This window comes from Paenibacillus sp. HB172176, from assembly GCF_011947265.1.
Taxonomy (GTDB): Bacteria; Bacillota; Bacilli; order Paenibacillales; family Paenibacillaceae; genus Pristimantibacillus.
This window is the reverse complement of the sequence record NZ_JAATHD010000009.1, coordinates 39,698-54,213: the sequence shown is the minus strand read 5'-3', so window position 1 is coordinate 54,213 and position 14,516 is coordinate 39,698. Positions and strand designations below refer to the sequence as shown.

Here is a 14,516-nt window from a genome sequence, read left to right as displayed (position 1 = left end):
GGAGCGGTCAACATCATGACTAAGGTAGTCGTTACCGGCGGCAGCGGAATGCTGGGCCGCTGGGTTGTGAAGCATTTTGCAGAGCAGGGATATGAGGTTGTGAACGCGGATGCGAGGCTTCCGGAGGAGCCTCTCTGTCGAACCATCATTACGGACTTGACGAATTTGGGCGAGGTCTACGGCGTGCTTGCCGGAGCCGACGCCGTCGTTCATATGGGCGCGATTCCGGTTGCGTATTCGCATCCGAATGAAGTGACGTTCCAGAATAATGTCATGTCGACTTATAATGTGCTGGAGGCGGCAGGGGGACTCGGCATTCGCAAGGCGGTTATCGCATCGAGCGAATCCTCCTATGGCATCGTGTTCGCGAAGGAGAGGTTCGCTCCGCAATACGTGCCGGTGGACGAAGCGCATCCGCAGCTTCCCGAGGACAGCTACGGCTTGTCCAAAATCGTGAACGAGCAAACGGCGGATATGATTCACAGGCGCACGGGCATGCAGGTGGTCTCCTTCCGTCTCGGGAATGTCATTCCTCCCGAGCGCTACGAGAAGTTCCCGGAGTTCATTCATCACCCGGAGCAGCGCGACCGTATCTTATGGAGCTATATTGATACGCGAGACGCGGCAGAAGCATGCAGATTGGCGATTGAGGCCGATGGTCTCGGAAGCGTGGCTCTTAATCTGGCAGCGGATGATACGTCCATGGCGGTGAAGAGCAGAGATTTGCTCTCGGCGCGTTATCCGGACGTGACCGATTTCCGTGCGCCTCTCGGCGGCTTCGAATCGTTGCTGAGCAACGAGAAGGCGAAGAAGCTTCTTGGCTGGCAGCCGAAGCATGCATGGCGCGATTATGTGGGAATCGGGGATTAACAAGCCCGGCACTCACGTTCCCAGGCTGTTGCTTGACGATAATGGTTGCCTTCTCCGTCTTAACGGAGCGGCATCCGCAGCTATTGATTGAAGCAAGCGCGGCGTATCGGTATCGGGATTATTATTCATAATGCGATTGCCGATAGCGCACCGGCGGCAGTCCCGCGACCTTCTTGAAGGTCTTGTTGAAATGGGAAATATGCTCGAATCCAACCTGCTCTGCGATGACCTGAACCTTGCGGCGCGTCGTCCGAAGCAGCTTCTGCGCCTCCTGAATGCGGACGATGCGCACATATTCGCTAATATGGCAGCCGGTCAGCTTCAAGAAGACGCGGCTGAGATAAGCGGGACTTATAAAGAATTGCCTGGCGAGCTCCTCCAGCGTCAGCGCTTCCTGGTAGTGAGCGTGGATGTAGGTTGTAATCTCCGCTACCTTCTGATGCATGGGATGAATCGATTCTCTGGTTCGGGGAGCCACATCGTGAATTCGATGCAGCCGAATCAACAGCTCGAAGAGCTGATGGCGCACATAATTGGAATAGAGAGGCTGCTCTTCCTTGCATTCCGCGATCATTTGCGTGAGAATGCGCTCAATTTCGGGCAGTTCCTTGCTTGGCGCGCGCAGCAAGGTCGATTTCTGGAAGAGCGGCAGTTGCAGAATGCCCTGATCGGCAGCGCCGAGGAATTCAGGATGGAAATGAATGAGCACTCTTTCGAAATGCCCCAACTGAGAGCTCGCGGTGGAATGCAAGTCATGCGGAACGACGATGACAACATCGCCTTTCTCCGCCGTATACACCTCTCCATTCATGAGATAGACCCGCTCGCCCTCCAGCAAGCAATAGAGCTCATAGAAGGAATGGGAGTGGGCATGGGGCATTGCCGAGGAATTGGAACGCCTCATTCGTTGTATCGAGAATGCACCGTTTCCGGCTTCGCGCTTCTTGCCAATATGGTCGTGCATCATCATGCGCCTCCTCTGGGAATGTGGAATAGATTGATGGAATTAGAGGCGAAACAGAGCTCGTATGACAGCTCTGCTTCGCCTCTTTTCAATTATTGCTTGGCGGCGTACCATTCGGAGAATTGCTTCTGATATTCCGCGATATACGTCTCGAAGCCCGCCGCTTTCAATTTCTCCAGCGCTTTCGGAAAGTTATCGTCGTAATCGAGGAAGCCGCTGGCGATCGGAGCCAGGAATTCGGAGAACACGCCGTTGATTTTGGTTTCCTCGTTCTTGACCGGCGAATTGTCGAAATTGAAGCCGGCTCCTTTGGATATAATCGCTTCGTCGTCCCATGCCTTGTACTGCTCGATGAATTCGTCCGAAACGGTGTTGTCGAAGCGCATAAAGTTTTTGTTCATCAGCAGCCAGTCGGGAATGAGGGAATCGCTATTGATGCGCGTCAAGCGACCGTTCTCATCGAGTGTATAGTCTGTGTCCTTGATGCCGTAGGCGAAGAGATCGTACAGCTCCTGGTTTTTCTGCAGCAGATTGAAGAACATCACGTAACGCTCCGGATCCTTGGCGTTCGCGGATACGAACCAGGCCGTGCTGTACGTGCCGCGGCTGATTTTCGGCAAATCCTTGCTCAGGAAATAGTTGGCGAGCTTGGCTGTAGGAACGGCCTGCGAGATCGTAGCGGCGCCTTCGAACGGACGTGCTGCCGTTCCAGCCCAGAACATCGCTTTGCCGGAGTTCCAGTCGGATTGCAGCTGAGGCGAATTGGTAGCGGCGTATTTCGGAATGATGCCCTTCTTGTACCAATCCCGCATGATTTGCGCGTATGCTTTGAACTCGTCGCTCTCGAACCAACTGATGATCTGATCATTGTCCTCTGATTCGTCGATCGCCAAGAAATCGTTCTGCCAGTAGAGATTTTTGTCCGTATATTCATACATGAGCATTCTGCGCGCGTCCGTGCTCGCGTAGCCGATCAGCTCGGGGTGCGCGGCATGAACCTTATCGTAAAATTGCTCCAGCTCCGCCAGGGAGGAAATGCCGCTCATGCCGACCTCTTCGAGCAAATCCTGACGCACCAGCGCGCTGTAGAATTCCCCAGAGTTCGGCTTGTTGCCTACCGGTATGGCATATTGTTTGCCGCCGATCTGGAACGCTTTGAACGAATTTTCATCCACTGTTTTCTTCATATCCGCAGCGGCGCTTCCCATGTAAGGCGTCAGATCCGCATAGAGTCCTTTGGCGACGGATTTCACCATATAGTTCGTATCGGTATAGGTCGCGAAGTCCTCGCCGGTCGAGAGCATCAGGTCGGTTTTCCCTCCTCCGTATTCCGTCCAGGGGATAAACTGAAATTCAACCTCGGCGTTGATTTCTTTTTTGACAATCGCATTGAATTCGGTTTTGGACAGCTCCTTCATTCGCTGCGATTCGTCGCCGTAGAGAACGATCTTGAGCTTGGCCGGCTCCAGCTCGCTGCTAGCGCTTTCATTGCTGCCCTTGTCAGTGTTCCCTGTCGCCGAATCAGAATTGCCGCTGTTACCGCTATTGTTGCTGCAGGCGGCGAGAAGAACCATCGTTGCGAGGAACAGACTTGCCCATACTTGTTTCTTGAACATGCGTAAACCCTCCTGTATTTTCTAATGATTTATTGTTCAATGGCGGGATAGAACGCGCCCGTCGATGTTCATGAGAGTTTGTTCTATCATACCATGTACAACCTGGGATACTGAACTGCCGCTTTATCCCTTCACGGAGCCGACAATGATGCCCCTGACGAAATAGCGCTGCAGGAACGGATACAGAATCGCAATCGGCAGCACGGTCAGGCAGGTCATCGCCATCTTGGCCGTTTCGAGCGGCGGAGCGATTACGACGCCGCCAATCTGAGCGCTGTTGCCGGACGCGAGATATTGAATATTGGCCATCATGTAGTACATCATGTACTGAATCGTGTACAGACGCTCGTCCGTAATGAGAAGCAGCGACAAGTAGAAGTCGTTCCAGAACTGAAGCGCGTAGAACAACGAGATGGTAACGAGTCCGACCTGGCCAAGCGGCAGCATGATCCGGAAGAAGATTCGGAAATGGCCGGCCCCGTCGATTTGCGCCGATTCAATAACCTCATGCGGAATGCTCTTGAAATAATTGGCCTGCAGATACATAAGAAACACGTTAAGCAGATAAGGAACGAACAAGCCGACAAGCGTGTCGTCCAAATGATAATATTTGGTGCACAGAATGTACCAAGGCAGCGTGCCCCCGCTGAACAGCATGGTGAAGTACGCGAGGAACGCGAAGAAATTGCGGTAGCGGAAGCCCTTGGCGGTAATGACGTAAGCGTATGCCGTCGTGACGAGCACCGCGCATGCCGTGCCGAGCCCGGTGACGGTGACGGAGGTCAAGTAAGCATGAAAGATCTGCTCGGCCTTCGAGTCGAACATGAATTTGTACGTATCGAGGCTGAAGCCGCGAGGCAGGAAGGAATAGCCTTCAGCCGCGAGCTTCGATTCCGTCGAGAGCGAGCCGGAGACGGCCAGCACGAACGGAGTCAGGCAGATCAGCGCGAATATCCCGATGCAAATATAGAACAGAACGATAAGCATTCGATTTTCTTGTTTGGCCATGTCGCATGTCTCCTAGAATAGTTTGCTTTCTTTGTCATACCAGCCGGCAAGCTTGTTGGCGATCAGGACGAGCAGGAATCCGAATACGGATTGATACAGCGTAATGGCCGAAGCAAAGCCGAATTCGCCGGAACGAATTGCCGTACGGTACACATAGACGTCGATGATATCGGTCGTTGGCAGCAGCAGCGGGTTCAAGAATGTGACTCCCATAATCATGCTGAGATCCCCTTTCAGCATGCCGCCGATACCGAGAAGCGTAAGCAGGATGATGGACGGAATGAGCAATGGCAAAGTAATTCGCGTAATAAGCTGCATTCGGGAAGCGCCGTCGATTCGGGCAGCCTCGTAGTAGGAAGTGTCGATGCCTTGAAGCACCGCGTAATAGATAATGGCGCCGTAGCCCGCGCTCTTCCATATATTCGCGATGACCAGAATGACGACGAACAGCCAGGGATTCGAATACCAGTCGACAGCTTGCAGGCCCAAGGGCTCGAACATCCGATTGAGCAAGCCTTTGTCATAGTCGAGCAGTGAGAACAGGATGGCGCCGATGACGATCCACGAAATGAAATAAGGGAAAAACATGACGCTCTGCGTAATCTTGATGAACCATTTGCTTCTCAGCTCGTTCAATATAATGGCGATGGCCACCGAGAAGAACGTGCCTGTCAGCATATACAGCACATTGAGCATGACCGTGTTGCGCGTGGCGCGGATCGCGCTGTCCATGCTGGAGAAGAAAAAGTCGAAATTATCGAAGCCCGCCCAGGGGCTGCCGAAGATGCCGCCGTTGTAATTGTAGTTTTTGAATACGAGAATGAGGCCGCTCATGGGCAAGTAGGCGAACAAGATCAGTACGATCACGCCGGGCAGGGCCAGCAAAAACAATGAGCTGTCGTTTCGCAGCGATTGAAGCCTGCTTTTGCGTCTGGGTGGACTGGACCGCTGTAACGCTTCTTCTGACATCTGAATTCACTCCTTAAAGATCTGTAGGTTTGCCGCAAAACGGCTGCATTTCCTATCGAAAAGCTGCCGGGCAGCAGTTTCTTATGCCTGTAATCAGCATAGTCTGCCCCGGAATGTAAGCGCAATCAAAAAGAAATGAAATCGCTTAAATTCTACTTGCGAAGGCGGCTTTAAAAAAATGAAATCGCTTAAATCGAGCGTGAAAAAGGCGATAAAACAAGGGATGCGGGAGAATGAAGCGCGAAAAAAGCCGCAAGCGCGTGTGCGCTTGCGGCTAAACAAATGCCCCGTCGCTAATAGTCGGCGCCGGGATTTTCTAACGTTTGCATTTTCTATGTTCGCCGTCGGTTGTTTTCGCTCAATCGCTCTTCTGCAAGATGTGGTTCAAGCGCCATTTCGACGGCGTCACGCCGTATCGCTTTCTGAACAGCGTGGTGAAATAAGTGCTGCTGCTGTAACCGCATTGTTCGGCGACGCTCTTGATATCAAGTTCCGCATTCGTGGCGAGAAGCTCCCGCGCATGCTCCAGCCTGACCAGATGTATGAATTCGGGAAAGCTGCTGTCGGTAGCCTCCGTAATGAGTCGGCTGAGATAAGGAGGACTGATCGCCAGCATCTCGGCCAGTCCGTTCAAGGAGAGCGATGGATCGCTGAAGTTCTTGCGTATATAGGCCATGGCTTCTCCCGCGATGTCACGGGTTTCGGCGGTATTCATCTCCTTCAGTCTCTCGCAGGCGTCCAGACTGAGCTGCTCCAACCATTGCTGGAGCGCTTCAAAGTCCGAGATCAGCCATATACGCTGATACCATTCCAGAAAATCCGAATGAGGCGCCGCCGGGTTAGGCAGCCTGGTCTCGCCGATTTTGCCCAGCTCCGAGGCGAGTCTGGCAACGGCGATTGTCGCCTGCTTCACTTGAAACCCTCCGGCAGCTTCCAGAAAGTCTTCTATTGCGGGAGGAATTAGCTCATATTCGCCATTCTTGACGGATTGGAGCACGGCGTTAAGGGAGCTGTCGGATATTGCGCTGTCCTTCAGATGAAGCGTATCTTCCATTAGAATAATGGAAGCGCGAGGTTGAAACTTCAAATGCCGCATGCAGTCATTGGCTTCGTCATAGAGCTCCTTAAGCAGCTTCGAATCGGCGGACAGCCGACTGACTCCGATTGAGCAGGAAGCGACGGGCCATGCTTGCATGGCTTCAACGAGCTGCTCCCAAAGATCACGCGACAAGCCATCCTCGCCGAAGCTGCCGGCCTCCGTCTCGCTGACAATTAATACGGCAGCCTCCGAATGCGGGAAATAACCGCGACACGCCGCTTTTCCATTGAACAGTCGTTCCATCTCCTGCGGCAAACCCCTCATCTTTTGCATCCATTCTTCGTCTGAAAGCCCGTTTTCCTCGTTCAGTCTCTGCAGTCCCATAGCTGCAACGCAAAAAAACGTTTCCCCGGAGGACATATTCTTCGAAGGCAGAGCTGAGGGCAGATGCTCGCCGGAATGATAGGGCGAGGTCAGCCAGCGCAGCAGTGCGCTGTCCTCGTTCTCGCGCTTAAGCTCCCCGAACCGTCCAGCAATTCTCTCCAGCTCCCGGTTGGCTTCATCGAACCCGCCGTTCTGCGCGAAGGGAGCCGCGTCGCCGGTTAAATTCCGAATGTTGCCGAACAAGGTGCCGATCGGCTTGTACATGCGATGCGAGACGAAGGCGGCGATGCCGGAAGCCGCGGCAATGAGAGCAAGACAGATCACGATGATGAAGGTCAAGGCGTTCGAAATATCGCGAATGCTGTCCCTGTACGACGTTTCGGACAGAAACCAGAGCCCGACGAGCTTCGCCTTACGGTATGTGATCAGCTTCTTGTCTCCGTTGTCGGGCTTCCATACGAGCGTGCCGGAGTTCTCGCTTCCGCCGATAATCTTCTCAAGCATGGCTGGTTCGAATGTCGCGCCGGCAGCTCCGCTTTGCATAAGAACATCCCCGTCGGCACTCAGCACCCCGTAGCGGGTATTGTCGTCTCCGCCGCTTCCGAACACATTTTCTTGCAGCTTTCTGGGATTGATCGTCATCGCGATCGCGCCGATATATTCGCTGCTGTCAAAGGCACGGTCATTATAGAAGACGGTCATCAGATTTTGCTTGTCGCCGTTGTTCAGGGTTGCGGTCCACAGATATGGGGACTGCTTGATGACGCTGTCGCGGACGCGTTCATAGAGATCCTGCTTTGTCGATGCGTCCAGAGGATTGTTCTCGAACATCAGCACGGGCCCCGCCTGACCCATAATATACGCGTTTTCGAGAAAGGGATTGACCGTCAGAGTGCCCTTTATTTGGCTGAGCGCGCTGTAGAGCTGATCGCTCCAACTGTTGTCGCCGCTTTGCATTACGGTGTTGATGTTGGGATTGCGGTAGAAATCCATGGTGTAATTCTGCGCCAATTCAATGTATTTGGCGAATACGGTTTCTGTATTTTGGAGAACGCTTTCATTCACCTGATTGACATTCTCGATCGTTTTCCCGCGAAACCAGACGAACAATGCGCTGGCAAGCACGAGCACCGAACAAATCGAGATCAAGGTGAGACTCATGAAAAATCTGATTTTTAGCAACCTTGCTCCCCTCATCGTCATCGCCCCCCTGTATGTTCAATACTATACACAAATTTAATGGCAAAGTTAACAGCATGGGGAGTCGGGGCTTGCCTGGAAAGCAAGTAGATATAAAAAACGGAAAAGCAAGCAAGGATGTGTCAACTTTGTGCGATTTGCTTCAACTATACTTGAATAAGCTTACACTTTATGAATACTGGGAGGCTGAATGATGCGCAGGTTTCAAAATCCGATATTGACGGGCTTCTATCCCGATCCGTCTGCTATACGCGTAGGCGATGACTATTATCTTGTGACTTCGAGCTTCGAGTTTTTTCCGGGCGTGCCTATATTCCATAGCAAGGATCTCGTCCACTGGCGGCAGCTCGGCCATGTGCTGGATCGGCCGTCGCAGCTCAATCTGGACGGCATCAAGCCGTCCATGGGCATATGGGCGCCAACGCTTCGTTATCACGGCGGCATCTATTATATGATTACAACCTTCGTCGACAACGAGAAGCAATGCCATAACTTCTATGTAACCGCGAGCGATCCTTCGGGTCCATGGTCCGAGCCGATCTGGCTGGAGGATGCGCCGGGCATTGACCCGTCGCTGTTCTTCGATGAAGACGGGACCGTGTATTATACGGGCAACCGCGTGCCTCCGGAGGGTCAGCAATATCCGAAGCATATGGATATTTGGCTGCAGGAGCTTGATTTGGCGAGCGGCAAGCTCGTCGGGCCGAAGCATAGCATTTGGCAAGGCGCGCTTAAGGTCGGCCACGCGCAGGAAGGGCCTCATCTGTACAAAATCGGGGAATGGTACTACGTGATGATTGCGGAAGGCGGCACCGGCCATACGCATGCGATAACGATCGCCCGCAGCAAATCGCCCGCCGGGCCCTACGAGGGATATAAGGCTAACCCGATTCTGACGCATCGTCATTTGGGACGAGATTATGGCATTGTCAACGTTGGTCACGGTGAGTTGATCGAAACGCAGAAGGGCGATTGGTGGATGGTCTGTCTGGCATCCCGGCCTTATGGCGGTTACTATCGCAATTTGGGACGAGAGACGTTCCTGGTTCCCGTTCGATGGGAGGGCGAATGGCCGGTGGTAAGCCCCGGCAAGGGTATTGTGGAAGAAGAAGGCGATGCGCCGGATTTGCCGGAGATGATTTGGCCGGAGCTTCCGATTCGCGATGATTTCGATCAGCGGGAGCTGGCGCCGATCTGGAATTTCCTCCGCACGCCGCGCGAGGCCTTCTGGAGCTTGACAGAGAGGCCTGGCGCTCTGCGTCTGCAATTGAGGGCGGCGTCGATCGCCGCTCTGGAGAATCCATCCTTCGTCGGGCGGAGACAGCAGCATAAGAGCTTTCGCGCAGAGACGGCGCTTTGCTTCGAGCCGAAGGAAGCGGGCGACAAGGCAGGGCTTGTCTTGCTGCAAAATGCGGATTTTCAGTTCCGGCTTGAGTATGGAAGCTTCGAAGGCATGAAGGAAATTCGGCTGACGCAGCGGAAGGGCGGCGAAGAGACTGTGCTGGCCTCCTGCCCGTTCGGCGGACAGGGCTTGCTTCTCAGAGCCGAGGCGCATGGTCAGCATTACGGCTTCTACTGGCGCGAGCGGGAATCCCAGGAGTGGATGACGCTTGATGGGGATGCGGATGGCACGATTCTCAGCACGGATTTGGCCGGAGGCTTCACCGGCGCGTACATGGGGATGTATGCCGCTTGCGAGAGCGAGAACAGTGGGGGTTACGCCGATTTCGAGTGGTTCAGTTATGAGGGAATCGACGACGAACGAGAAGGCGACGGCCATGAGGAATAAGGATGCGAAAGCTAATGAAATGAAGAGTGATGTGGCGGAAGGGGGAGGAGCCATGCTGATAACGGTAGCTGCAGATGCGAATGACAAGGCGGATTTCCATCGGCTTCAGGATGCCGTCGATGCGATTCCGGCGGCTTGCAAGGAGACCGTGACCATTCGCATTAAGCCGGGTGTATACGAGGAGAAGGTGACGATTCCGGCTGGCGCGCCTCCGATTCTCTTGCTGGGCGACGACCGCGAAGGAACTATTTTGAGCTGGTCGGACAACGCTCATACGCTTGGAGCCGACGGCGAGCCGCTGGGCACGTTCCGGACGGGCACGCTGAACGTGTTCGCGCACGCGTTCACGGCGGAGAACGTTACGATTCGCAATGCTTCGGGACCCGGCACAGGACAGGCGGTCGCCGCGTTCGTCGACGGGGACCGCGCCGTATTCCGGCGAGTCAAGCTGCTTGGCGATCAGGATACCTTGTACACGGGCAAGGGCAAGCAATTCTATCACGAATGCTATATCGAAGGCGATGTCGATTATATTTTCGGGGCGGCGACCGCCGTGTTCGATCGCTGCCATCTGCATAACAAGCGCTCGCGAGGATATATTACGGCGGCTTCAACGCCGCAAGAGGCGGCATTCGGCTATGTGTTCCTCGATTGCGAGATTACGGGAGGCGAGGGCGTGACGGATGTCTATCTCGGACGGCCCTGGCGGCCCTTCGCCAGCGTGGCCTTCATCCGCACCTCGATGGATGCTTCCATTACCGGGGAAGGCTGGCATAATTGGGGACAGCCAGACCGCGAGTCGACAAGTCGCTACGAGGAATACGGCAGCACTGGACCGGGAGCGAATGCCGACGCGCGCGCAGTCTGGTCGCGGGAGCTGTCCGCTGAAGAGGCGAAGGATTATCGCGTTATTCATATTTTCGACGGCTGGCATCCCGAAGGGTACTAATGAATTGAATTGCGGTTGTCAATTAGCTGTGAATAGTAGTGGTTCGACTAACTCAAACGGACACCAGAGCCTCTGTTAAGCTGGAAAATGGAAAATGGAAATTCACAATTTTCACGGACACCACAGTCCTTATTTTGGGTAAAACACTTGTGTTTTCGTATATTGGAGCAAATAAGTGCGTTGGTGTCCGCCTAAAAGGGCAAATGACGAATTATGATACGAATAAGAGCGCTGGTGTCCGTTCGAATTTCAAGCGTTGCTTTTGTTTGGATGCCCTCCATGAATGGACAGTCTCTAAATTGCGGATGGCGGGGAAGGGGAGTTTGATGACGATGGAGGAGCTTGAACAATACTTGGAGGAGCTGGTTCAAAGGGCGGCTGCCGAGAGGCGTTCGCCGGAGAAGCAGAAGGTTGCGGATTCCAGAGTACGGCTGAAAGCGAAGTTTGGCGAGCTTCTCGGCAGGTTTGGGGAAGAGGAGCAAGCGCTTGAGCCGCTGTTAATCGAGCGATGCCAATGCTCCGGCTATGTGCGCGAGCTTGTGGAGATCGACACGGTTGAAGGGCTGCGGATGAGGATGTATATCTTAATGCCGGAACAACCGTCCGCCTCGCCCATGCCTGCGGTCATCGCGCTTCACGGCCATGGCTACGGCAGCCGTGAGATTGTCGGCTTGGAAGCGGACGGGGCAGAGCGTTCTTCTAAGCCTGGTCTTCATAAGGATTTCGCAGTCTCATTGGTTCGCGAAGGTTATGTTGTTGCCGCTCCCGAACTGATCGGTTTCGGTGATCGACGGCTTGCGGAGGACAAGGAGAAGGGAGCCGGCAGCAATTCCTGCTTCCGGCTTGCCGCCCATCTGCTGATGACGGGACGGACGTTGGCGGGACTGCGAATACGCGAAACATCCAGAGTTGTCGATTATTTGCGGGAAGCTATGCCCGCTATCGACAAGGAGCGAATCGGGATTATGGGCATTTCGGGAGGCGGACTTGTGGCGGGCTTCACGGCGGCGATCGATGCCAGAATCCGCTGCGCGGTAGTGAGCGGTTACGCCAGTCTGTTCGCGGAGAGCATACTGGCAAGGAATCATTGCCTCGACAATTATATTCCGGGCATTCTGGAGGAGGCGGAGATGCCCGAGCTGCTCGGGTTGATCGCGCCGAGAGGCTTGTTCCTGGAATCCGGGGAAGAGGATAAGGTGTTTCCTCGCGAGCCGGCGGAGAAGGCATATCGCGAGCTTCAGTCTCTCTATGGGGAGGAGGGCGCGCGCGATGCCGTGCATTGCGATTTTTTTCGGGGAGGGCATGAAATTAACGGAGAGAAGGCCTTCGCCTGGCTGCGCGGGCAATTGACAGATGCTAGAGGTACGAATGGAGGAGATGGGAGTGGCTGCTGAAGCTGCGTCGGTTTTATTATCAGGTTGGTCGCGCAAGATTGGGGATACTCTTCTGAGCGGATGCAGAGAGGATGGCTTCCACCCTTATCCTATGGAGCGCTGGGCTTATGTGCCAGGCATGCTTCTGATGGCAATGGGCCGCGCGGGCAAGCAAAGCGGCGACGAGCGTTATTATTCGTTCATGCATCGCCATATGGACCGTTATATCGCGGAAGACGGAACGATTGCTGGCTACTCGCTCGAGGAATATAATCTGGACCAAATCAATCAGGGAAAAAATCTGTTCATGCAGCTTGCTAGCTCAGGCGATGAGCGGTATGCTCTTGCGGCGCATGCGCTGGCTTCGCAGCTGCTCGGTCAGCCCCGCACCTCGGAGGGCGGGTTCTGGCATAAGAAGGTGTATCCGTTCCAGATGTGGCTGGACGGACTCTATATGGCTTCGCCGTTCCTGGCGGAGTATGCCAAGACCTTCGATCGTCCCGAGCTGACGGACGAGGTCGCCCATCAATTGCTGCTTGTCGAACGCCGAACGCGCGACAAGCGAACCGGCCTGCTCTATCACGGCTGGGACGAATCCCGCGAGCAGGAGTGGGCGGATTCGGTTACCGGCTGCTCGCCTCATTTCTGGAGCCGCGCGATGGGTTGGTACGTCATGGCTCTTGTCGATTGCCTGGAGCATTTCCCGGTTACCCACCGCAGTCGCGGCACGATTGTCGGCATCTTCGAGCGCATATGCCACGCGCTTGTGCGCGTGCAGGATCAAGCGAGCGGCCTGTGGCATCAGGTGCTGGATCAAGGCGATCGGAAGGGCAACTACCTGGAGGCTTCCGGCTCGATCATGTTCGTCTACGCAATGGCCAAAGGGCTGAGGCTTGGCTATTTGAGCGGCGTCTTCCGCCCCGCCATGCTGAAGGGCTACAAGGGCATAATCGGAAGGCTCGTCACCGAGGATGAGCGAGGCGTGCATCTCCATCAAATCTGTCATGGAGCGGGACTCAGCAAGGATCGCAACGGCTCGTTCGATTATTATATTTCCGAAGCGGTCGTATCGGATCATTATATGGGCATCGGACCGCTGCTGCTCGCGGCGCTCGAGGTGGAGCGCTTGCTGTAGCCACTGCATCGACTGGAAGCTGCGAAATACATCTTTTGCAGCGAAATGAAGCAAACGGCATCAACCGCAGGTTGCCTCGCAATTGCGGACCTTCAATTCTCCTTACATGGAATTTCTGTGCAACATGAGCATGGCGCAAATCGGAAATATCATGATACAATTGAATGATGAAGAGAAATGATGCGCCTTACTCGAATAGGTCGAAGAATCTCTCTCTATCAGACCAGGCTTAGGGAGGAATGGAGTTGTCTGCAGAAGCAGAAATGATGCTGGAGAAGCTGCCGGAGCATAAGCGGCTGTCTCGAATTAAATTGTTGCGTCGTGTATTTTTCATGTTTATGGGAGCGTGTCTGGTGTCGGTTGCGCTGGAAATCTTCCTGGTTCCGAATGACATCATTGACGGCGGCATTACCGGTATATCCATTATTATGGCGCACTTGACGCATGTTCCTCTCGGCATCTTCCTAACGCTGCTGAATTTGCCGTTCCTGCTGCTCGGCTACAAGCAGATTGGCAAAACCTTTGCGATCTCGACCTTGTTCTCAATCGTGGCGATGTCGATCGGGACCGAGCTGCTCGTCCCCGTATCGCCGCTTACGATCGATCCGCTTCTTGCGGCGGTGTTCGGAGGCGTACTGCTGGGAATCGGTGTCGGGATGGTTATCCGATCCGGCGGATCGATGGACGGAACGGAGATCGTGGCGATTCTGGTCAACAAGAAGACGCCTTTCTCCGTCGGCGAAGCAGTCATGTTCGTGAACGTGTTCATCCTCGGCAGCGCCGGCTTTATCTTCGGCTGGGATCATGCCATGTATTCGCTGATGGCCTATTACATAGCGTTCAAGATGATAGATATTACGATTGAGGGCTTCGACCAGTCCAAGTCGGTCTGGATCATCAGCGAGAAGCCGAGGGAAATCGGGGATGCTCTGCTAAGCCGTCTTGGCCGCGGAGTAACGTATCTAAATGGAGAAGGAGCCTATTCGGGCAACGACAAGAAGGTCATCTTCTGCGTCATTACCCGGATTGAGGAAGCCAAGCTGAAGTCGATTGTCGACGATATCGACTCCGGCGCATTCGTGGCGATCGGCAATATTCACGATGTGAAGGGCGGGCGCTTCAAGAAGAAGGATATTCATTAGAGGGAAGAGCCGCTGGCGAATTATTCGCTGGCGGCTCTTGTTCGTATTGGAGCTCGCAAGTGTCATTAAGTCGAAAAA

11 protein-coding genes are annotated in these 14,516 nt (G+C 54.3%); 6 read left to right on the top strand and 5 right to left on the bottom strand.

Features of this window, described 5'->3' with window-relative positions; all coding sequences use genetic code 11:
* Positions 1-15: 15 nt before the first annotated feature.
* Entirely contained in the window at positions 16-870 is an 855-nt protein-coding gene (locus tag HFP08_RS13885; RefSeq protein WP_168121194.1) for an NAD-dependent epimerase/dehydratase family protein, read from the top strand.
* Between the two features lie 121 nt (positions 871-991).
* On the opposite strand, the gene HFP08_RS13880 is transcribed toward HFP08_RS13885, so the two are convergent.
* The 5 genes from HFP08_RS13880 to HFP08_RS13860 form a co-directional block, all read right to left on the bottom strand.
* Positions 992-1,834 (bottom strand): AraC family transcriptional regulator, encoded by an 843-nt coding sequence (locus HFP08_RS13880; RefSeq protein WP_168121193.1) that lies wholly within the window; start codon positions 1,832-1,834, stop codon positions 992-994.
* A gap of 92 nt (positions 1,835-1,926) precedes the next feature.
* Entirely contained in the window at positions 1,927-3,450 is a 1,524-nt protein-coding gene (locus HFP08_RS13875; RefSeq protein WP_168121192.1) for a DUF3502 domain-containing protein, read from the bottom strand.
* A 123-nt stretch (positions 3,451-3,573) separates the two neighbouring features.
* Positions 3,574-4,458 (bottom strand): carbohydrate ABC transporter permease, encoded by an 885-nt coding sequence (locus tag HFP08_RS13870; RefSeq protein WP_168121191.1) that lies wholly within the window; start codon positions 4,456-4,458, stop codon positions 3,574-3,576.
* A gap of 12 nt (positions 4,459-4,470) precedes the next feature.
* The gene (locus tag HFP08_RS13865; protein WP_168121190.1) at positions 4,471-5,427 is read right to left on the bottom strand and encodes an ABC transporter permease; all 957 of its coding nucleotides are present in this window, start codon (positions 5,425-5,427) and stop codon (positions 4,471-4,473) included.
* Between the two features lie 358 nt (positions 5,428-5,785).
* On the bottom strand, positions 5,786-8,047 hold the full coding sequence (locus tag HFP08_RS13860) for an AraC family transcriptional regulator (RefSeq protein ID WP_168121189.1): 2,262 nt from the start codon (positions 8,045-8,047) through the stop codon (positions 5,786-5,788).
* Positions 8,048-8,243: 196 nt separating this feature from the next.
* On the opposite strand from HFP08_RS13860, the gene HFP08_RS13855 reads away from it, so the two are divergent.
* The 5 genes from HFP08_RS13855 to HFP08_RS13835 all read left to right on the top strand — a co-directional run bounded on the left by HFP08_RS13855 (position 8,244) and on the right by HFP08_RS13835 (position 14,438).
* Positions 8,244-9,839: a glycoside hydrolase family 43 protein gene (locus HFP08_RS13855; protein WP_168121188.1), complete on the top strand. Its 1,596-nt coding sequence runs from the start codon at positions 8,244-8,246 to the stop codon at positions 9,837-9,839.
* Positions 9,793-10,788 carry a pectinesterase family protein gene (locus HFP08_RS13850; RefSeq protein WP_168121187.1) on the top strand — a complete coding sequence of 332 codons (996 nt, stop codon included), beginning with the start codon at positions 9,793-9,795 and terminating at the stop codon, positions 10,786-10,788. Before HFP08_RS13855 ends, HFP08_RS13850 begins: the two co-directional genes overlap by 47 nt.
* A gap of 332 nt (positions 10,789-11,120) precedes the next feature.
* A complete protein-coding gene (locus HFP08_RS13845) occupies positions 11,121-12,182 on the top strand; it encodes an alpha/beta hydrolase family protein (RefSeq protein WP_168121186.1) in 1,062 nt (353 codons plus the stop codon).
* On the top strand, positions 12,172-13,296 hold the full coding sequence (locus HFP08_RS13840) for a glycoside hydrolase family 88/105 protein (RefSeq protein ID WP_240941383.1): 1,125 nt from the start codon (positions 12,172-12,174) through the stop codon (positions 13,294-13,296). Before HFP08_RS13845 ends, HFP08_RS13840 begins: the two co-directional genes overlap by 11 nt.
* A 263-nt stretch (positions 13,297-13,559) precedes the next feature.
* Positions 13,560-14,438: a YitT family protein gene (locus HFP08_RS13835; protein ID WP_481856573.1), complete on the top strand. Its 879-nt coding sequence runs from the start codon at positions 13,560-13,562 to the stop codon at positions 14,436-14,438.
* Positions 14,439-14,516: the final 78 nt, after the last annotated feature.

What these genes read in the sequence shown, in the direction of transcription:
- HFP08_RS13845 (WP_168121186.1), top strand. Translation starts at nt 11,121, where the DNA reads ATGGAGGAGCTTGAACAATACTTGGAGGAGCTGGTTCAAAGGGCGGCT.
- HFP08_RS13885 (WP_168121194.1), top strand. Translation starts at nt 16, where the DNA reads ATGACTAAGGTAGTCGTTACCGGCGGCAGCGGAATGCTGGGCCGCTGG.
- HFP08_RS13855 (WP_168121188.1), top strand. Translation starts at nt 8,244, where the DNA reads ATGCGCAGGTTTCAAAATCCGATATTGACGGGCTTCTATCCCGATCCG.
- HFP08_RS13865 (WP_168121190.1), bottom strand. Translation starts at nt 5,427, where the DNA reads ATGTCAGAAGAAGCGTTACAGCGGTCCAGTCCACCCAGACGCAAAAGC.
- HFP08_RS13875 (WP_168121192.1), bottom strand. Translation starts at nt 3,450, where the DNA reads ATGTTCAAGAAACAAGTATGGGCAAGTCTGTTCCTCGCAACGATGGTT.
- HFP08_RS13835 (WP_481856573.1), top strand. Translation starts at nt 13,560, where the DNA reads ATGATGCTGGAGAAGCTGCCGGAGCATAAGCGGCTGTCTCGAATTAAA.
- HFP08_RS13850 (WP_168121187.1), top strand. Translation starts at nt 9,793, where the DNA reads ATGAGGGAATCGACGACGAACGAGAAGGCGACGGCCATGAGGAATAAG.
- HFP08_RS13880 (WP_168121193.1), bottom strand. Translation starts at nt 1,834, where the DNA reads ATGCACGACCATATTGGCAAGAAGCGCGAAGCCGGAAACGGTGCATTC.
- HFP08_RS13870 (WP_168121191.1), bottom strand. Translation starts at nt 4,458, where the DNA reads ATGGCCAAACAAGAAAATCGAATGCTTATCGTTCTGTTCTATATTTGC.
- HFP08_RS13860 (WP_168121189.1), bottom strand. Translation starts at nt 8,047, where the DNA reads ATGAGGGGAGCAAGGTTGCTAAAAATCAGATTTTTCATGAGTCTCACC.